The sequence below is a fragment of the Serratia sp. Ag1 genome, from assembly GCF_000743355.1.
GTDB lineage: Bacteria > Pseudomonadota > Gammaproteobacteria > Enterobacterales > Enterobacteriaceae > Chania.
Map to the genome: position 1 here is coordinate 19,097 of NZ_JQEI01000030.1, position 19,864 is coordinate 38,960.

Consider the following 19,864-nt stretch of genomic DNA (forward strand, 5'->3'; position numbering starts at 1 on the left):
CTCCCAGCCCCTACGCCACGGCCATAGGTACCGTTCTTAACCAAACGGTAACAGTATTTTTCTTATCCTCTATCAATAAGGTTGGCCTAAGAATTGCTCGATTGTTCACAGCCTGCAACAGCACCGGGTTCGACTGCGCGAAACACAGGAATCAGCATTAACACCTAAAATAAGCGATAACGGCTGGTAACCCCGCTTTTCAGCTATCCCGACCACGAGTAAACAGGAGGATGCCAAATGCTAAGTTTACGCGGCGTGAATCAATACTATGGGCATAACCATATATTGTGGGATATCAGCCTTGAACTGCCTCGTGGGCAATGCACCCTGTTGCTTGGCCGCAACGGCGTGGGTAAAACGACCTTGGTTAATTGCATTATGGGCTATTTGCCGATTGTCAGCGGCAGTATGACCTGGCAACTGGCTAACCAACCACCACACAACCTCTTGCAGCAGCCGATGGAAAAGCGCGCAGCCCTGGGTATCAGCCACGTGCCGCAGGGGCGGCAAATCTTCTCGCAACTGAGCGTGGAGGAAAACCTGCAGATTGCCCTGCTGGCTGGCGGGGATAAAACCCGGCGTCTTCCGCCAATGATTTACAGCCTGTTCCCGCATCTGCACACCCGACGGCTGTATCGTGCCGGGGATTTGTGTGGCGATGAGCAACAGCAACTGGCTATTGCTCGCGCACTGGTGCTGGAACCGGAGTTACTGATCCTTGATGAGCCGACCAGCGGTATCTCCCCCTCACAGGCTAGCGAAATCAGTAGGATCATCCGCACGCTGAACCACGAATTCGGTATGACTATTTTGCTGGTAGAGCACACGTTGCCCTGTCTGCGTCAGGTGGCGGATGGGTTTTTCCTGATCGATCAAGGCCGTAACGTGGTTAACGGCCCCTTGGAACAGTTGGATGCAGAATTAATCAGTACCTATCTGGTGAGCTAAGCGTTGAGCACTCAGCCAGCGGACTGCAAAACGGCAAGATCGAGATACCCGCCCAGCGCCTGTTGCTCTATCTGCGGCAAATACGGGATTTCCCCCAGCAGCGGCGCGGGCAACAGACGACGCAGCGTGGCCAGATATTCCTGGTGGCGTTTGCCGGGTTGGGTGACATCGTTAGCGATCCAGCCCGCCAGGCGTAACCCCGCTTGCTGAACCGCCAGCGCGGTGAGCAAAGCATGGTTGATACAACCCAGCTTGATACCCACCACCAGGATCACCGGCAGTTGTTCCTGCTGCACCCAATCGGCAAAAGTGTGTTGTTCTGAAAGCGGAGTAAACCACCCCCCGGCCCCCTCCACCAACAGCCAGTCAGCACGCTGCTCAAGATGGCGTAAACCGGCAGAAAGCTGGACCAATGAAATCGGACGATCTTCGGCTTGGCTGACAATATGCGGTGAAGTGGGCTCGGCAAAGGTGTAAGGGTTTACTTCGGCATAAGCCAGCGGCACGCTGCTGTTTTTCTGCAACGCCAGCGCATCTGTATTGCGTAAACCCTGCGGCGTCATCTCACTGCCGGATGCCACCGGCTTATAACCGGCACAGCGCCAACCAGCCGCACAAGCGGCCTGCAACAGCGCACTGCTGGCCACGGTTTTGCCCACTTCAGTATCGGTTCCAGTCACAAACCAGCGCTCAATCACGATAAATCACTCCATAAACCAGATGATAACTGAGGGGAAACTGGCCGCGTTGGCGTGGATAAGCGGCCTGCAGCGCGGCTAATCGCTGGCGGGAAAGCAGGCCAGCCTCACGCCCCTGGTGCAAATGCGTGGCGCCAATGCCTTTCAGCGATCGCATCAGCGCCATCACGTCCGGGTATTCGAGGGTTTGCCACACGCTTTGCAGATGATGGCGATAGTCACCGCAGGCAGCGGCAATCTGCGCCAGCGGCAGAAAATCATTCACATGGCGTTCACCATCGACCTGCTGCCAGGCATCTCCCAGTTCATGTAACGAACCGGCAGCCAATGTGGAAAACAGGATCACGCCACCGGGCCGCGTAATGCGGTACAGCTCCGCCAGCGCACGCGGCAGCGAACTGCACCATTGCACCACCAGGCTGCTGAAACTGATATCCACCGCCGCCGTGGGCAGCGGGATCTGTTCAATATCGCCCAACAGATAAGCCTCTGCCGCCTGCCGTTGGCGGGCAAACGCCAGCATGCCCGGCGCCAGATCGAGCGCTGTTACCTGCTTGCCCAGCTCACGCCAGCGGCGGCTGAAATAACCGGTGCCGCAACCGGCATCCAGCAATTGTTGCCCCGGGTGGTTAAGCCCCATCCCCAGTAAGCGTTCACCGACTTCACGCTGCAACAACGCTGCGGCATCGTAACTTTGCGCCGCGCGGCTGAACGCCGAGGCCACCGCCTGCTTGTTCACCGAATCAGCGGCTAACGTCATGTAACACCTCCAGCAAACGGTCAATATCCTGCGGCTGATGCGCCGCCGTCAGGGTGATGCGCAACCGCGCACCGCCCGGCGGCACCGTCGGTGGACGAATGGCACTTACCCACAGCCCGTGCTCACGCAGGCGTTGTGCCAAGTCGAGTGCTCGCTGGTTATCCCCCACCAGCAGCGGTTGGATGGCGGTATCTGAATCAGTTAATGCCAACGGCAAGCTGGCGACCCCAGCACGAAACCGCTGAATATGGCGTTGCAACCGGCTACGCAACGCATCCCCTTGCTGGATACAACGTAACGCCGCCTGCAAGGCACAGGCCTGTGCAGGTGGCATAGCGGTGCTGTAAATCAGATGGCGGGCAAACTGCAGCAGGTATTCCGCCAACGGTTCATCGCACAAAATCGCGGCACCACTGACGCCAAACGCCTTACCAAAGGTCACCACCAGCACTTCTGGACGAACCCCCTGCTGCCAGCAGCTACCACGCCCCTGTTCACCGCGCACGCCGATGCCGTGCGCATCGTCCACCATCAGCCAGGCTCCGGCCTGCTGCGTCAGGCGATGCAGTTCAGCCAACGGCGCGCTGTCGCCATCCATGCTGAATACGCCTTCGGTGATCGCCAACTGCTGGCCTGCGCAAGGTTTCGCTAGCAACGCCGCTAATGCCTGCGGCTGATTGTGGCGAAAACGCCGTAACTGCGCGGGTGAATGATCGGCGGCCTCCAAGATTGACGCATGGCTGAGTTTATCCGCCAGAATGCGATCGTCGGCCTGCATCAACGCAGCCAAGAGCGCCTGATTGGCGGCATAGCCAGAGACAAACAGCAGCGCACGCGGGTAACCAAGCCATTCCGCCAACTGTTGCTCCAACTCATCATGCGGTTGGCAAAAGCCGGTAACGTGGCCTGAACCGCCGCTGCCAACGCCGTAGCGCGCCGCTCCTTGCTGCCAGGCGGCGATCACTTCCGCCTGCTGGCTGAGGCCCAGATAGTCATTGCCCGAAAAGTTAAGGTAGCGTTGATTGCCAAGCTGCAGATAGCGGCCATTACCGCCCTGATTGACCTGTCGCTGACGGTAAGCGGCGGCACGTTGCCGTGCACCCAGAGCCTGTTCGATCCGTTGTTGCCAGCTCATTACAGCGCCGCGTTGTAGAATTCAGCGCTGTCGGCCTGCAACAACTGCTCTGCCAGCACTTGTTGTTGCTGATTGTCGCCATAAGCGGTGGCCGTTTGTTGCGGGTTCAACCCCAGCTTGCGGAACAGTTGCAGATCTTTGTCTTCGTCCGGGTTCGGCGTGGTCAGCAGTTTGCAACCGTAGAAAATCGAGTTGGCACCGGCCATAAAGCACATCGCTTGGGTCTGTTCGCTCATCTGTTCACGGCCAGCCGAAAGGCGCACATAGGACGATGGCATCATGATGCGGGCAATAGCGATGGTGCGGATAAAATCGAACGGATCAACGTCAGCGTTATCGGCCAATGGCGTCCCTTTGACTTTCACCAGCATGTTGATCGGCACACTCTCCGGCGGCTTGGGCAAATTAGCCAGTTGCACCAGCAACCCGGCGCGATCGCTCACCGCTTCCCCCAGGCCGACGATGCCGCCAGAACAGACTTTGATACCCGCTTCACGCACTTTATCCAGCGTGTCCAACCGTTCCTGATAGGTGCGAGTGGTGATGATGTTGCCGTAAAACTCCGGCGAGGTATCCAGATTGTGGTTGTAATAGTCCAGGCCCGCCTCGGCCAGGCGCTCGGCCTGGCTGCCGTCCAGCGTCCCCAGCGTCATACAGGTTTCCATACCCAGCGCTTTCACGCCCTGCACCATCTGTTGCAGATACGGCATATCGCGTTCGTGCGGGTTTTTCCAGGCCGCACCCATGCAAAAACGGGTGGAGCCAGCCGCTTTGGCTTGGCGTGCGGATTCCAGCACCTGTTCCACCTGCATCAGCCGTTCAGATTCCAACCCGGTTTTATAACGTGAACTCTGCGGACAGTACTTGCAGTCTTCTGGGCAAGCGCCAGTTTTGATCGAAAGCAGCGTACTCACCTGCACTTGCTGCGGATCAAAATGTTGGCGGTGAACGGTTTGCGCTTCGAACAACAATTCAAGCAGGGGTTTATCAAACAGGGCCTTGGCTTGCTCTAGGCTCCAATGAATGCGATCGGTCATTGACGACATATCCAAAGAGAGAAAAGTGTCGTCAGTGTAAATATTGCGGATATACTGTCAACCATTCTGTTTTTTTTTGGTTTACAACAATGTCTCTGACCGCTGACGATCTCGCCTTCGATCAACGCCACATTTGGCACCCTTACACGTCGATGAGCCACCCTCTGCCCTGCTACCCGGTCGAATCAGCCCAAGGGGCTGAATTGCAGTTGGCGGATGGCCGCTTGCTGGTAGACGGAATGTCGTCCTGGTGGGCCGCAATCCATGGCTACAATCATCCGCAACTGAATCAGGCAGCAACGCAACAGTTGGAGAAAATGTCGCACGTGATGTTCGGCGGCATTACTCATCCGGCAGCCATTGCGCTCTGCCGCAAGCTGATCGCCATGACGCCAGAGGCTTTGCAATGCGTATTTCTGGCGGATTCCGGTTCCGTGGCAGTGGAAGTGGCGCTGAAGATGGCGCTGCAATACTGGCGGGCGCGCGGAGAACGGCGGCAGCGGATGCTGACCCTGCGCCACGGTTATCATGGGGATACCTTTGGCGCAATGTCAGTATGCGACCCCGATAATTCTATGCACAGCCTGTATCAGGGGTATCTTGCACCACATCTGTTTGCCACTGCCCCCCAATGTCGTTTTGACCAACCTTGGGATGAGCGGGATATCGCGCCTTTCGCCGACTTACTGAATCAGCACCGAGGCGAGATTGCGGCCGTGATCCTGGAGCCCATCGTACAAGGTGCCGGTGGGATGCGTATCTATCACCCCACCTATCTGCAACGGGTGCGCGAGCTGTGCGATCGCCACCAGATTCTGTTGATCGCCGATGAGATCGCCACCGGTTTTGGCCGCACCGGCAAACTGTTCGCCTGCGAACACGCGGGCATCGTGCCGGATATTCTCTGCTTGGGCAAAGCGCTGACCGGCGGTTATATGACGCTTTCTGCCACCCTGACCACGCGTTCGGTCGCCGAAACCATCAGCAATGGTGCGGCAGGCTGCTTTATGCATGGGCCGACGTTTATGGGCAATCCACTGGCTTGTGCAGTCGCCAGTGCCAGCCTGACCTTGCTGGAAGAAAACCGCTGGCAGCAGCAGGTCGCGGCTATCGAATCCCAACTCCGGCAACAGTTAATGCCGCTGTCAGCCTTGCCGAAGGTGGCGGATGTGCGCGTGCTGGGGGCGATTGGCGTGGTGGAGATGCGGGAAGCGGTGAATGTCGCCGAGTTGCAACGCAGCTTTGTTGCACGCGGCGTGTGGATCCGGCCATTTGGCAAGTTAATCTACCTGATGCCGCCTTACATTATTACGCCGGAACAGCTCGCCCGCCTGACCGCTGCGGTGGCTGCGGCGGTTGAATAATCATAGGGTTCAGCCCACTGAACCCTATGACTACTGACAAAGCCGGTTATTAGGGGGAGCGTGCCGAAGGGGTCGTAACGGCGTAAGCCGTCGGAGTGCCCCTCGGTGCGCTAGACCCGGGTATCTCGGGCTAGAAGACAACTTTGTCATCAACCTCAGAGTTCAAAACATCACGGCCAGTATTATTTAGCCAGCACGCTTACCCACATTGGGCCTTTGCCCACCGGATAGCGCGCCAGCGTAGTCAACACACCACTGGCCTGATCGATCGCACAGACTTCAATATGGCCGGATTTCTGCCCGGCAGAAATCACAAAACGGCCACGGTGATCGATATTAAACCCGCGCGGCTGCTCTTCCGTAGCATGATGCCCCACTACCTCAATACGGCTACCGTCGGCGGCAACGCTGAAAATAGTCAGAATGCTGGCGGTACGATCGCTAGCGTACAGGAAGCGACCATCCGGCGTGATATGGATATCTGCCGCCCAGCGGGTACCGGTAAAATCGGCGGGCATCATATCCAGCGTTTGCACCAGCGAGTATTCACCGCCGTTTTCACTAATCGCCAACACGTCTACCGTGCCATCCAGCTCATTCACGCAGTAAGCAAAACGCTGGTTCGGATGGAAGGCCATATGGCGTGGGCCTGCCCCCGCTGCAGCGGTTACCGCGTCCTGAACGTGTGGCGTCAGTTGGCCTTGCTGGCTCAGGTTGAACAGGCGGATGCGATCCTCTTTCAGGCACGGCACCAGCAGCAACTGGTTGGTGGGATCGATATTCGCTGAATGCGGCGCAGTCAGGCCGTCAATCTGCTGGATCGGGGCAGTGACGACGCCATCACGGCCAATCGGGCTGACACTGGCACAGTTGCCGCTGTAAGAGGCAGAAAACAGGTAGCGACCCTGCAGATCGGTTGAAATATGGGTCGGGCTGCCCGGCAGCGGAGCCATACCCGCTTCCTGCAATGTGCCATCGGCCTCAATACGGTAGCTGACAATACCAAACGCCGGGCGCACACCAACGTAAAGGTGAGTATTATCCGGGTGGATCGCCATCGGTTGTACCTGCCCTGGTGCATCCACCGTTTGCAGCAGGGCCAGTGCCCCCTGCTCGTCCAACTGCCAAACGTGGATCTGCTGGCTTTCCGGGCTGGCAACATAAACGATTTGCTTCATTTGCGCTCCTTAATGAGAAAGAGTAACCGGTTTCAGTTTTTACGGTTTTCTCTAGCTTACCTGACATCCGTCACATAACAACCCCAGCATGCAGCGCACTCCCCAACGGTTTTATCGAACGGTTATCCGTTGTACCATCAGGTCATTTTCTTGCTAATCAAACTAGGATCGCTATGAGCTACCGTGTTATTGCCCTTGATTTGGACGGCACCTTGCTGGACAACCAGAAACGCATCCTGCCACAGTCGCTGGCAGCCCTGGCAGAGGCCCGCGCCGCCGGTATCAAGGTGGTGATCGTTACCGGTCGCCACCATGTGGCTATTCATCCTTTCTATCAGGCTTTGCAAATCGATACGCCTGCCATCTGTTGCAACGGCACCTACCTGTACGATTTCCAGCAGCAACAGGTGTTGGCCGCCGATCCGCTGGCAAAAGATCAGGCCAAGCTGGTGTTACAAATGCTGAAACAGAGCAATATCCACGGCCTGATGTATGTAGATGATGCCATGCTGTATCAAGAAACCAACGGCCATGTGACGCGTTCGCTGGCGTGGGCAGCAACTTTGCCGCAGGCGCAACGCCCGACATTGCTGCAGGTCGACAGTCTGGTTCAGGCTACAGATGAGGTGCAGGCGATCTGGAAGTTTGCCACTTCGCACAGCGATATCCCGGCGTTGCGCCAGTTTGCTGAAACCGTGGAACAAGAGCTGGGCTTGGCCTGTGAATGGTCATGGCACGATCAGGTGGATATCGCCAAAAACGGCAACAGCAAGGGCAACCGCTTGCAGCAATGGGTGGAATCTCAGGGTTTGACGATGGATCAGGTGGTAGCATTCGGCGATAACTACAACGATCTGAGCATGCTGGAAGCGGCTGGGTTGGGTGTTGCGATGGGGAACGCTGACGCCGCGATCAAAGAGCGCGCCGATCTGGTGATCGCCGATAACTTGCAGCCGGGTATTGCTGACGTCATCCACTCTCGCATTCTGAGTTAACGCTATTTTTTGGCGGCCTTTAATTGGCGGTGATGCTCGCCCGTAAAGCCGCCGCTAAAACGTTCAGTTACCCTCGCCTGCGTACCGGGGCACCATCAGCGACATAATAAGGCACCTCAATACGCGCCAAGGCTTGGCGGCCCCGAATAGCATCCGCTATCTTCTCGGCAATCATGATAGTCGGCGCATTCAGGTTACCGGTGGTAATCAACGGCATAATGGATGCATCAACCACCCGCAGCCCATCAATGCCGTGCACTTTACCGTCATTACCGACCACCGCCATATTGTGGTACCCCATCGCGTTTGAACAAGATGGGTGGTAAGCCGTTTCCGCGTGATTACGCACAAAGCTATCCAGCTCATCATCGCTTTGCATATCAGCGCCCGGTGAAATCTCTTTGCCGCAGAAAGGTGCCAACGCCCGCTGTTGCATGATTTCACGCGTAATGCGGATCGCTGCGCGGAATTCCCGCCAGTCCTGCTCATGCGACATATAATTGAACAGAATGCTTGGGTGCTCATGCGGATCTTTTGAGCGAACCTGGATCCGCCCACGACTCGGGGAACGCATCGAGCCCACATGCGCTTGGAAGCTATGCACTTTTATTGGGTTGGAACCATTGTAGTTAACCGCGACGGGCAGGAAATGGTACTGAATATTCGGCCAGTCGAACTCGTCATGGGTGCGAATAAAGCCACCGGCTTCAAAGTGGTTGCTGGCACCGATCCCGGTGCCCATCGCTAGCCACTCCGCTCCAATCGCTGGCCGACGGTGCAATTTCATCGCTGGCGACAGGGAGACGGGTTGCTGACATTCATACTGAAGATACATCTCCAGGTGATCCTGAAGATTGGCACCCACGCCAGGCAGATCGAGAACTATCGGGATATCTAGGCTCTTCAACAGTTCCCCTGGCCCAACACCGGAACGTTGCAGGATTTGCGGTGAAGCAATCGCCCCTGCACAGAGCAGAACCTCACGGCGCGCCCGGGCTGTGCGCCGCTCCCCTTTCTGTAACCAGGCTACGCCAGTAGCTCGCTGGTTATCAAAAAGAATACGATCGGTCACCGCATGCACTTCGATGGTCAGATTCGGGCGTGACCGCGCCTGATCGAGATAGCCCCGAGCGGTACTGGAGCGGCGGCCACGCGGCGTAACCGTCCTGTCCATCGGGCCAAAGCCTTCCTGGCGGTAGCCATTCAGGTCGTCGGTGCGGGGATACCCGGCCTGAACCGCGGCGTCAACCATGGCGTGAAACAGCACATTGTTATCAGGCTTTGGCGTCGTGACGCTGACCGGGCCATTGTCACCGTGATAATCATTGCCGCCGATATCACGGCGTTCAGCCGCCTTAAAATAGGGCAGGCAGTCCAGATAACTCCAGTTCTCCAGCCCTTTCTCCTGCGCCCAGCCGTCATAATCCATCGCGTTGCCACGAATGTAACACATCCCATTAATCAGCGATGAACCGCCCAGGCCTTTGCCGCGCCCGCACTCCATCCGGCGGTTATTCATAAAGGGCTCAGGATCGGTGAGGTAGGCCCAGTTGTAACGGCGGCCTTGCAGCGGGAAAGCCAACGCCGCAGGCATCTGGGTACGGAAATCCTGACGATAGTCCGGGCCACCGGCTTCCAGCAGCAGCACCGTCACGTCTGCATCTTCCGTCAGGCGCGTCGCCAACACGTTTCCGGCCGATCCGGCGCCGATAACAATGTAGTCATACTCATTGATATTACTCATAAAGCACTCCAACATCCTGTGTCATCAGAAGATCGAACTAAAAGCGTTCAGCTCCACCTGAATGGATTTGATACGCGTGTAATGGGAGAGAGAACAGATGCCGTTTTCCCGGCCTACGCCAGATTGCTTATAGCCACCCACGGGCATTTGCGCTGGTGATTCTCCCCAGGAGTTGATCCAGCAGATCCCGGCCTGCAACTGGTGGATAACGTGATGCGCCTTTGCCAGATCGCGCGTTACCACCCCGGCCGCCAGACCAAAGTGGGTGTTATTGGCGCGGGCAATGGCCTCTTGCTCGTCGTCATAGGTCAGAATGCTCATCACCGGGCCAAAGATTTCTTCCTGAACGATGGTATGGTGGTCTTCACAGTCGGTAAAAATGGTGGGCTGCACATAGGCCCCCAATGCGAATACGCCGGAGGTTTCGCGCATGCCTCCGCACAGCAGACGAGCACCTTCGGCTTTGCCCTTTTCGATATAGCTCAGCACGTTTTCCATATGCGCGAAGCTGGTCAGTGGCCCGAAGTTGGTGTTCGGGTCCATCGGTTCACCCAGGCGAATACGCTTGACGCGAGTGACTAACGCCTGTTCCAGCGCTGCCTGCTGCGAGCGGTGCACGAACACCCTTGTACCGTTAGTGCAGACCTGGCCCGAGCTGTAAAAGTTAGCCATCATGGCGATATCCGCCGCCTGTTCGATATCGGCATCAGGCAGGATCAGCAGCGGAGATTTGCCCCCCAGCTCCATGGTGACTTCTTTAAGAGAAGAGGCGGCGGCGCTGGCCATCACTTTCTTGCCGGTTTCGATACCGCCAGTGAAAGAGATCTTCTCAATACGCGGATGCTCCGCCAACCATTGCCCCACCTGGCGGCCTGCGCCTTGCAGAACGTTAAACACGCCATCCGGCAGGCCAGCCTCAGTGTAGATCTCAGCCAGCTTCAATACGCTCAACGGTGTAACTTCGCTGGGTTTGAAGATCATGGCATTGCCTGCCGCCAAGGCCGGAGCCGATTTCCAGAGCGCTATCTGGATAGGGTAGTTCCAAGCGCCGATCCCGGCGGTAACGCCCAGCGGTTCACGGCGTGTGTAAAAGAAGCTGGTGTCGCGCAGCGGGTACTGTTCACCCTCGATAGCGCTTGCCAGCCCCGCATAATACTCCAGCACATCAGCCCCGGTGGCGATATCCACCACCGAGGTTTCAGAATAGGGTTTGCCGGTATCCAGCGTTTCAAGCTGCGCCAGCTCGTCGTTGCGTTCACGCAGGATCGCCACCGCCCGCAGTAACACCCGCGCACGTTCCGTTCCCGTCATCGCCGCCCAGATTTTTTGGCCGCGCTCTGCGCTGGCTACCGCACGCTCAACGTCCGCTTCATTGGCGCGCTGCACTTCAGCCAGCACTTCGCCATTGGCCGGGTTGGTGGTGAAAAACGTTTCGGAGCCGCTGGCGTTGGTCAATCGACCATCAATATAGAGTTGTTGCAGAGGAAATTTAGGCATCGGGATATTCCTTATGTTTATCTCCGTCATACTTTCAGTCGCAGACTTGCCCGCCACTGAAAGCATTGGGGATATGCAGAGCGGGTTCACCGGCTGGCGGTACGCCCGGTGTAGGGGGAGAGGATGTTTTCGACATAGTCGTAGGCGATTTCGCTGGCTTTATGCACGTCAAAATCCAGCCCGGTCAGGCTACCGCGCAGCCATAAACCATCGATCATGGCCGCCAGGCCGCGCGCGGCTTTACGCGCCTGCTCCTTTGGCAGATGCCTTTGAAATTGAAAGCAGCAATTTGAAAATAACCGGCTGTCGTTAGCACGCTGCAAACGGCGCAGCTTAGGCTGATGCATGCTCGCCGCCCAAAAATCGAGCCAGGTACGCATGGACAACGCGCTGGTCTGGCTGGGGTGAAAGTTGCCGTCGATAATGGCAAACAGTTGCTCTTGCGCGCTCGCGCCCGCCTTCTTGCGATATTCGGCCACGGCGTCGCGCAGATCGCACAGCACCTTGCGCATGGTCGCATTAAGCAACCCTTCCTTATCGCCGAAATAGTGGCTGACTATCCCGGTGGACATGCCCGCCTGATTGGCAACCTGAGAGATAGTGACGCCAGCTAAACCGACATTGCCAATAGTCGCAAAAGCAGCGTCTATCAGTTGTTCCCTTCGCCGTTCGGGTATGTCTTTACGGTACATATCTTCTCCAAGAATAAGTTCATGATGAGGCAAAATTCATTGATTGCTCATTCAATCAACATACTATATGCTGCAAAAATGTCAATAAATAGAAACAAAAGTTAATTATTTGTTTTCATTAAGTTACGGATAACTAACACCTGCACATAGGATCTACAAATGACAGTGATTGGTCCAAAATCAACCGGCGCAGAACCGGTCCGGCTCAATACCCCCGTTTTTTTCGCCTCAGGTCTGGTCATCCTTTTACTGGGCCTGTTAATCACCCTGTTCCCTTCCAGCAGCCAGAAATGGCTTCACGATGCCCAAATATGGGTATCCGATGTCTTTGGCTGGTATTACATGCTGCTGATGATAGTTTGCATGGTGTTTGTCTTTTGGCTGGCGCTGTCGCGCTTCGGGTTCATCAAGTTAGGGGGCGCGGACGAAGCGCCGCTGTTCAGCTATCCATCCTGGATCGCCATGCTGTTTTCGGCTGGGATTGGTATCGCGCTGGTTTATTACGGCGCTTATGAACCGCTGGATCACTTTCTGCAACCACCGGAAGGCATTGGCGGGACACCAGAAGCGGCGCGTAAGGCGATGGCTATCACCTTTTTGCATTGGGGGCTGCACGGTTGGTCGCTCTATGCGTTGATCGCCACCGCACTGGCCTATTTCGCCTATTGCCGTGGCTTGCCGCTGGCGCTGCGTTCCGCGCTCTACCCAATGTTTGGGGAACGCATCCATGGCTGGATTGGTCACCTGGTCGATAGCTTTGGTATTCTGGTCACCGTGATTTCGATGGTGACCAATCTGGGGATCGGTGCCCTGTTGGTCAACTCGGGTCTGAACTATCTTTTCGCCGTTCCGCAGACGTCATCGGTATTACTCGTCTTGATCGTCGTAATGATGATAGTGGCTACGCTTGCCGCCGTGACCGGCGTTGAGAAAGGTATTGCGATGCTGTCGAATATCAACGTCGGTTTTCTCTGCCTGCTGCTGCTGTTTGTGTTTTTAACCGGCCCGACGCTCAACCTGCTCAATGGGATGCTGCAAAATACCGGGGATTACCTGACCTCGATTATCGGCAAAAGTTTTGATGTTTACCTTTATGGCAAAGCACGCGCATGGCAAGGCAGTTGGACGCTGTTCTATTGGGCCTGGTGGGTTGCCTGGGCGCCTTTTGTGGGGATGTTTATCGCCCGCATCTCCAAAGGCCGCACCATTCGTGAACTGATCTTCGGCGTGATGTTAATCCCGTTGGGTTTTACCCTGGCGTGGCTGTCGATCTTCGGTAATACCGCGATCAATCTGGTATTGGAACTCAGCAATAGCCTGCTTGGCACGGTAGCGCTGGCCGATCCGCCGATGGCGGTGTTTAAGCTGCTTGAATATTTGCCTTACCCGCCAATCACCGCCGGTTTCACCATTCTCATCAGTTTCCTGCTGTTCCTGACTCCGGTGGATTCAGGCACGCTGATGATCGCCAATCTTTCCAGTAAAGGCGGAACCAACAACGATGACGCGCCAGCCTGGCTGAGGATCTTCTGGGCGGCAGTGACAACGCTAGTGTGTGCTGGCCTGCTTTATGCGGGCAGCTTCAGCGCCATGCAAACTGCGGTAGTACTCTGCGGGCTGCCGTTTTCGGTGGTGATCGTGCTGTATATCATTAATTTATATAAGGCGTTGCACCTGACGGAACTCAATACGGTTAAAACAGAAAACCTCAATCTGTAACAATCGGCAACGCTGCCGATGTTAGCCATAACGGGCGGAGCACTTCCGCCCTTGTATTCAGTTCCCCTCGCGGCTGATCGAAACGCTCTTGATTTGCGCATACAGCCACAGCCCCGTTTTAATCAGCAACTCATCACGTGCCCAAGGGGTAATGCGAGCCCACAGCACGTTTTCCCCCACCGCTAACTTCACTTCCACCTGCCCATCAACCTCCAGACACTCCACTACCTTTGCTGGCAGAATATTACGAATGCTGCTGTTGAGCGGCGGCTGTAGTACCAGCGACACATCGGTGGCGTTAATGCGGATGCGCAATTGGGTGCCGACAGGCGCAGCAATCGCGCCCACCCACAGACGTCGATCGCCCAGGGCCAGCGCTGTCATGGCGTACTGCTGATGATGCTCAATCACGCTGACGCGCAATACGCTGCTCTGATCTTCACGCTGTAGCCAAGGGCGCAGCGCGCTGCTGGCCCAAACTTCTTCCAGCCCGCCCAATGCACGTACCTGGCCGTTATCCAGCACCAGCACTTGCTCCGCCAGCCGCAGGATCTCCTCCATGCTATGGCTGACGTAAAGGATTGGGATATTGACGTCCTGCGCCAACCGCTCCAGGTAAGGCAGCAGTTCACGCTTGCGTGGCAGATCGAGCGAGGCCAAGGGTTCATCCATCAGCAACAGTTCCGGCGCAGTGAGCAACGCGCGGCCAATGGCTACGCGCTGTTTTTCGCCGCCAGAAAGCGTTAACGGCAAGCGGTTAAGCAACGGCGCTATCCCCAGCAGCTCCACAATACTGTCAAATTGATCACGCATGCTGGCTGCCATGCCGTACTGCAAGTTACCGCGCACGCGGTAATGCGGGAACAGGCGCGCATCCTGAAAAACGTAACCCACACGGCGCTTTTCCGGCGGCAGGCAAATACCGCTGGCGGTATCCACCAGCGTGCGGCCATTGAGCGCAATGCGCCCCTGTTGCAAACGCGTCAGGCCGCTAATGGCATTGATCAAAGAAGTTTTACCTGCGCCGGAAAGCCCGAAGATCGCGGTAATCCCCTGCGCAGGCAGGTTGGCCTGCACATTGAGGTTAAGATCGCCAAGCTGCTGGGAAAAATCCAGTTCTAACATCTATAACCCCATGCGCCTGCGGCCCCAACGGGCCAGCCATTCAGAAACCAGCAACGCCGCCAGCGCCAGCACAATGGCAATCACGCACAAACGCGCAGCGGCGGCCTCGGCTCCAGGGGTTTCTATCAGGGTATACATTGCCAGCGGGATGGTGCGGGTTTCGCCGGGAATATTGGAAACGAAAGTGATCGTTGCGCCAAACTCGCCCAAAGAACGGGCAAACGCCAATACCACGCCCACGATAATCCCGGGTAACGAAAGCGGTAAAGTGATGGTGAAAAACACCCGCCACGGATTAGCCCCCAACGTGCGGGCCGCCTGTTCCAAACGCGTATCCACCGCCTCTAGCGCCAGCCGGATGGCCCGCACCATCAGCGGGAAAGCCACCACCGCCGAAGCCAAGGCCGCACCACGCCAACTGAAGCTAAAACTGAAACCAAACCAGTCATACAACCGTTCACCGATAAAACCGCGTCGGCCCATGGCGATCAGCAAGAGATAACCCACCACCACTGGCGGCAAAACCAGCGGCAGGTGAATCATGCTGTCCAGCAAAGATTTACCGGGGAAATGGCAACGCACCAGGATCCAGGCCATCAGAATACCCAGCGGTAAACTGCAGATCACCGCCAGGCTGGAGACTTTCAGGCTTAGCTCAACGGCTTGCCATTCATACTCGCTGAGTATCATTTACGTGGGGTGAATCCATAACGTTGGAAAATAGCAGCCGCTTCCGGGCCTTGCAGATAGCGGTAGAAAGCGCTGACGCTTGGGTTTTGACGATCCTTGACTATCGCCATCGGGTATTCAACCGGTTTATGGCTGCTTGCCGGAAAGGTACCGACCACTTTCACCTTCTCACTGGCTACCGCATCCGAAGCGTAAACAATCCCCAATGGCGCTTCTTCACGCTCCACCAGTGCCATTGCACTGCGCACGTTGTTGGCTCGCGCCAGCTTGGGTTCTAAAACCGCCCAAGCCCCCAGATTCTGCAACGCTTCTTTGGCGTACAGCCCCGCCGGAACATGATCCGGGTCCCCCACGGCCAAGCGGCCACCATTGAGTAAGCTGGCCCAATCGGTGGTTTTGCTGATGTCGATGTGACCTTGCCTGGTTGCTTTGGCGGCGATCAGCACCAGTTCATTACCCAGCAGAGTATAGCGGGTGTCTTGCACCATCTGCTGCTTATCGATCAGGTAGTCCATCCACTGCTGATCGGCAGAGATAAACAGATCCGCCGGAGCCCCCTGTTCAATCTGGCGCGCCAGGGTTGATGAAGAAGCAAAAGAAGCCACCACCTGCACGTCTTTACCATGCTGATATTGGGTAGCGATCTCCTCAAGCGCGTTAGTCAACGAAGCGGCAGCAAAAACGGTGACTTTTTCTGCCGCCGAAGCCTGTGCGGCTAAGCCGAAAAGCAATGCTATACCGCCAATCCATGTGGGCCATCGTGGTTTCATTATTTTCTCCGGGGAAGATCGATTGAGATTCCGCTATATAAAAAATGATATAACGCAATACGGAATCTTGTCATGCGGTTTATCGGCAAACTGAGAGGTAACTTGAGAAACACCCGCTGATAGCCACCAGCGGGTGTTTGGGATAGGGATTAACTGCGTTTTTCGTTGGTGTGGCCGATTTTCGAGAAGACGTTAAAGACTTCTGCCAAGGCATAAATCAGACCAAGGATAATAGCCATCACAACGGGCACCATGACCACGGCAAACACCAGACTTTTCAATAATTCAAACATAGTAGTCTCTCTTTACTGCTTATTTAAACGGCTGCGCAGGTTTCACTGTAAACCAAAAAGCAGACAAAAGCCGCGTTATTTTAAAGGATGCAGAGAATTTGGCCTCTGCGAAACGTGCGCATTTGGCGCTTCTGGCCAAATCAGCGACAATGACTTTTTAGCCGTTGATGGAAGCTATCATGCAGGCAGAAATCCTCCTCACCTTAAAACTGCAGCAAAAACTCTTCGCCGATCCGCGCCGCATTGCGCTGCTTAAGCAGATCGAGCATACCGGTTCGATCAGCCAAGGGGCCAAGCTGGCAGGCATCAGCTATAAAAGCGCCTGGGATGCCATCAATGACATGAATCAGTTAGCGGAACAGACGGTAGTCGAGCGCGCAACCGGCGGTAAAGGCGGCGGCGGAGCGCAGGTGACCCCCTATGGCCAGCGGCTGATCCAGCTTTACGATCTGCTGGGCCAGATCCAGCAAAAAGCTTTCGATGTGCTACAACAGGATAATCTACCGCTCGATAGCCTGTTAGCCGCGATCGCCCGTTTCTCCTTGCAAACCAGCGCCCGTAACCAGTTTTTCGGTACCGTGATTGAACGCGATCGCCAACAGGTACAGCAACACATCAGCCTGTTGCTGGCCGATGGGCAAACCCGGCTGATCGCCGCCGTTACTCAGCAAAGTGCCGAGCGGTTGCAGCTTGCCCCGGGTAAAGAGGTGTTGGCCTTGATTAAAGCGCCTTGGGTCAAACTCAATACCGATCCGGCACTGAATGGGCTGGCCGACAATGTGCTGGAGGGGCGAGTGGCCAGCATTCAACCGGGCAGTGAACACAGCGAAGTACTGGTGACGCTGAAAGGGGGTGAAACGCTGTGCGCCACTCTGCCTAATCAAGAACTGGCGCAGTTGAAGCTCAGCGCAGGCTCAGCGGTGCATGCACTGTTCAATGCTGACCGGGTGATTGTGGCTACGTTGTGTTAAACGCAACATGATGTTGCAGTATTGTCGATTGACATCTTTTCCCCATACGCCTATTTCTAAAGCAAATATACCCGTCATACTTCAAGTTGCTTGGGTGTTGGCTGCTCACCGTCGCCCCAGTCACATAGTCAGCTATGCTCCTGGGGTCTCCGTTGCTGGCCGCCTACAAGCAACTCGAATTATTTTGGGTATGATTGCATAACAAGGAATAAATGATGTCGTTGTTGCACATTTCGCAAGGTTCATTTCGTTTAAGCGACACCCGCACCCTGCAACTGGATCAACTGGAGATTAAATCCGGTGACAGTTGGGCGTTTGTCGGTGCCAATGGCAGTGGGAAATCAGCTCTGGCACGTGCATTGGCGGGGGAGTTAATACTACTGAAAGGCGAGCGCCACAGCGATTTTCACCGCGTGGTACGGATTTCGTTTGAGCAATTGCAAAAGCTGGTCAGCGATGAATGGCAACGCAACAATACCGACCTGCTCAGCCCCGACGAAGATGATACTGGCCGAACGACAGCCGAAATCATTCAGGAAGATGTGCAGGATCCTGCCCGTTGCCAACAATTAGCCGCACAATTTGGCATTACTGCTCTGCTTTCTCGCCGCTTCAAGTATCTGTCTACTGGCGAAACGCGTAAGGCTCTGTTATGTCAGGCCCTGATGCCGCAACCGGATTTGTTGATTCTTGATGAACCGTTTGATGGCTTGGACGTCAATTCACGGGCTCAACTCGCCGCGTTGCTGGAAACCCTTTCGCAACAAGGTTATACGCTGGTGCTGGTGTTGAATCGTTTTGATGAGATCCCGGATTTTATTCAGCAGGTGGGCGTGTTGGCAGATTGTACCCTCACCAGCCAGGGGCGACGTGAACAGGTGATGGCCGAAGCGTTGGTCGCTCAACTGGCACATAGCGAGAATCTTAACGGGCTGACGCTGCCAGAAACCGAAGATCCGCTGAATAAAACCACGCTACCGACCGATCAACCGTTAATCGTGTTGCGCAATGGTGTGGTGAGCTATAACGATCGCCCCATTCTTAACCAACTCAGTTGGCAGGTAAACCCCGGTGAGCACTGGCAGATCGTCGGCCCGAACGGTGCAGGTAAATCCACTCTGCTCAGCCTGATTACTGGCGATCATCCGCAGGGTTACAGCAACGATCTGACGCTGTTTGGCCGCCGACGCGGTAGCGGTGAAACCATCTGGGACATCAAGCGCCATATCGGTTACGTCAGCAGCAGCCTGCATCTGGATTACCGCATCAGTTCCAACGTGCGTAACGTGATCCTGTCCGGTTTCTTCGATTCGATCGGTATCTATCAGGCGGTCTCCGATCGCCAGCAGAAACTGACCACCCAATGGCTGGCTCTGCTTGGGCTTGGCGGGGAACAAGGTGATGCCCCTTTCCACAGTCTCTCTTGGGGCCAACAGCGGCTGGCGCTGATCGCCCGCGCACTGGTCAAGCACCCGGCGTTGCTGATCCTTGATGAACCTTTGCAGGGGCTGGATCCGCTGAACCGCCAACTGGTGCGGCGTTTTATCGATGTGCTGATTGAGCAAGGCGCGACCCAACTGCTGTTTGTCTCACACCATGCGGAAGATGCCCCACAGTGTATTACTCACCGTCTGACGTTTGTCCCAGAAGGTGACGGTTATCGCTATCAGTACGACAATTTAGCGTAGATTCCCTGGGAGGGATGTCTCTCGTTCACATTTTGAGGTTTGTTGTGGGATGGGTGTTTATTTCGGTCGCTACACTTTTTGTGTTTATTCACTAACGTGGTGAACGCGACCGAGTTGGGGGCTCAAGAGCCAGCCCCCAACACCCCGGCCCTTGCCATATCAGGCGGTGGGCTTCGCCCACTTCCCTCACTCCGCCACCGCGCATTAAGGCCGGCTACGACAGGCGTCCCTGCCTGTCTCGCCTGAACGCGCCGTCCGTGGCGCGTTCGCCTATGCGCTGTGTCTCCGTTCGGCGCCTTCAATGGCCTCAACACCCGTGCTCATCTCACCGACAATAAGCGTGGGCAGAGTACAGACAGGACCTCACCTTGGGCCCAGCAATTGTCGTTCAGTGTAGGTTCATGAGATTGTATGCTGTTTACGGCAATTCCCATTACACCTGGCTGATATAGGCAAGTACGTTGTGTATAAGAGGCAGCACCTGTGAGCGCGCGCCCTCACCCAATGACATATTCGGCAACACTTCCCCGCAACACATCACACTTAGCCTTTTATCATAT

At 55.9% G+C, this 19,864-nt stretch carries 18 protein-coding genes; 6 read left to right on the plus strand and 12 right to left on the minus strand.

Annotated elements, in window-relative coordinates:
* The first annotated feature begins 237 nt into the window (after window positions 1–237).
* Window positions 238–948, plus strand: coding sequence for an ABC transporter ATP-binding protein (locus tag IV04_RS18010; RefSeq protein WP_037398128.1), 711 nt, complete (start codon window positions 238–240; stop codon window positions 946–948).
* An 11-nt stretch (window positions 949–959) separates the two neighbouring features.
* On the opposite strand, the gene bioD is transcribed toward IV04_RS18010, so the two are convergent.
* The 4 genes from bioD to bioB are packed head-to-tail and all read right to left on the minus strand — an operon-like array spanning window position 960 to window position 4,578.
* Window positions 960–1,646, minus strand: coding sequence for a dethiobiotin synthase (bioD, locus tag IV04_RS18015; RefSeq protein WP_037398131.1), 687 nt, complete (start codon window positions 1,644–1,646; stop codon window positions 960–962).
* The gene (gene bioC / locus IV04_RS18020) at window positions 1,639–2,406 is read right to left on the minus strand and encodes a malonyl-ACP O-methyltransferase BioC (RefSeq protein ID WP_037398134.1); all 768 of its coding nucleotides are present in this window, start codon (window positions 2,404–2,406) and stop codon (window positions 1,639–1,641) included. Before bioC ends, bioD begins: the two co-directional genes overlap by 8 nt.
* The gene (bioF, locus tag IV04_RS18025) at window positions 2,390–3,541 is read right to left on the minus strand and encodes an 8-amino-7-oxononanoate synthase (protein WP_037398137.1); all 1,152 of its coding nucleotides are present in this window, start codon (window positions 3,539–3,541) and stop codon (window positions 2,390–2,392) included. Before bioF ends, bioC begins: the two co-directional genes overlap by 17 nt.
* Window positions 3,541–4,578, minus strand: coding sequence for a biotin synthase BioB (gene bioB, locus IV04_RS18030; RefSeq protein WP_037398140.1), 1,038 nt, complete (start codon window positions 4,576–4,578; stop codon window positions 3,541–3,543). The genes bioF and bioB overlap by 1 nt, the downstream gene beginning before the upstream one ends.
* An 89-nt stretch (window positions 4,579–4,667) precedes the next feature.
* Here bioB and bioA point away from each other — a divergent pair, with 89 nt between their 5' ends.
* Window positions 4,668–5,942, plus strand: a complete 1,275-nt coding sequence (bioA, locus tag IV04_RS18035) for an adenosylmethionine--8-amino-7-oxononanoate transaminase (RefSeq protein WP_037398143.1) — start codon at window positions 4,668–4,670, stop codon at window positions 5,940–5,942.
* Between the two features lie 182 nt (window positions 5,943–6,124).
* On the opposite strand, the gene pgl is transcribed toward bioA, so the two are convergent.
* Window positions 6,125–7,120, minus strand: a complete 996-nt coding sequence (gene pgl, locus IV04_RS18040) for a 6-phosphogluconolactonase (protein ID WP_037398144.1) — start codon at window positions 7,118–7,120, stop codon at window positions 6,125–6,127.
* 173 nt (window positions 7,121–7,293) lie between these two features.
* Between pgl and IV04_RS18045 the strand changes: the two genes are divergently transcribed.
* On the plus strand, window positions 7,294–8,115 hold the full coding sequence (locus tag IV04_RS18045; RefSeq protein ID WP_037398147.1) for a pyridoxal phosphatase: 822 nt from the start codon (window positions 7,294–7,296) through the stop codon (window positions 8,113–8,115).
* Between the two features lie 67 nt (window positions 8,116–8,182).
* On the opposite strand, the gene betA is transcribed toward IV04_RS18045, so the two are convergent.
* From betA to betI, 3 genes are all read right to left on the minus strand, one after another.
* Entirely contained in the window at window positions 8,183–9,859 is a 1,677-nt protein-coding gene (betA, locus tag IV04_RS18050; RefSeq protein ID WP_037398149.1) for a choline dehydrogenase, read from the minus strand.
* 24 nt (window positions 9,860–9,883) lie between these two features.
* Complete coding sequence (gene betB / locus IV04_RS18055) at window positions 9,884–11,356, minus strand: betaine-aldehyde dehydrogenase (RefSeq protein WP_037398152.1); 1,473 nt, start codon at window positions 11,354–11,356, stop codon at window positions 9,884–9,886.
* A gap of 86 nt (window positions 11,357–11,442) precedes the next feature.
* Window positions 11,443–12,048 carry a transcriptional regulator BetI gene (gene betI / locus IV04_RS18060; RefSeq protein WP_037398155.1) on the minus strand — a complete coding sequence of 202 codons (606 nt, stop codon included), beginning with the start codon at window positions 12,046–12,048 and terminating at the stop codon, window positions 11,443–11,445.
* A 159-nt stretch (window positions 12,049–12,207) separates the two neighbouring features.
* Here betI and IV04_RS18065 point away from each other — a divergent pair, with 159 nt between their 5' ends.
* Window positions 12,208–13,767: a BCCT family transporter gene (locus IV04_RS18065; protein ID WP_037398158.1), complete on the plus strand. Its 1,560-nt coding sequence runs from the start codon at window positions 12,208–12,210 to the stop codon at window positions 13,765–13,767.
* A gap of 57 nt (window positions 13,768–13,824) precedes the next feature.
* On the opposite strand, the gene modC is transcribed toward IV04_RS18065, so the two are convergent.
* The 4 genes from modC to IV04_RS25390 form a co-directional block, all read right to left on the minus strand.
* Entirely contained in the window at window positions 13,825–14,892 is a 1,068-nt protein-coding gene (gene modC / locus IV04_RS18070; protein ID WP_037398161.1) for a molybdenum ABC transporter ATP-binding protein ModC, read from the minus strand.
* Window positions 14,893–15,582: a molybdate ABC transporter permease subunit gene (modB, locus tag IV04_RS18075; RefSeq protein WP_037398164.1), complete on the minus strand. Its 690-nt coding sequence runs from the start codon at window positions 15,580–15,582 to the stop codon at window positions 14,893–14,895.
* On the minus strand, window positions 15,579–16,352 hold the full coding sequence (modA, locus tag IV04_RS18080) for a molybdate ABC transporter substrate-binding protein (protein ID WP_037398166.1): 774 nt from the start codon (window positions 16,350–16,352) through the stop codon (window positions 15,579–15,581). The genes modB and modA overlap by 4 nt, the downstream gene beginning before the upstream one ends.
* A 149-nt stretch (window positions 16,353–16,501) precedes the next feature.
* A complete protein-coding gene (locus tag IV04_RS25390; RefSeq protein ID WP_037398170.1) occupies window positions 16,502–16,645 on the minus strand; it encodes an AcrZ family multidrug efflux pump-associated protein in 144 nt (47 codons plus the stop codon).
* A gap of 179 nt (window positions 16,646–16,824) precedes the next feature.
* Between IV04_RS25390 and modE the strand changes: the two genes are divergently transcribed.
* Both modE and modF read left to right on the plus strand, forming a co-directional pair.
* Window positions 16,825–17,616: a molybdenum-dependent transcriptional regulator gene (modE, locus tag IV04_RS18090; protein WP_037398172.1), complete on the plus strand. Its 792-nt coding sequence runs from the start codon at window positions 16,825–16,827 to the stop codon at window positions 17,614–17,616.
* Window positions 17,617–17,831: 215 nt separating this feature from the next.
* Complete coding sequence (gene modF / locus IV04_RS18095) at window positions 17,832–19,304, plus strand: molybdate ABC transporter ATP-binding protein ModF (RefSeq protein WP_037398174.1); 1,473 nt, start codon at window positions 17,832–17,834, stop codon at window positions 19,302–19,304.
* Window positions 19,305–19,864: the final 560 nt, after the last annotated feature.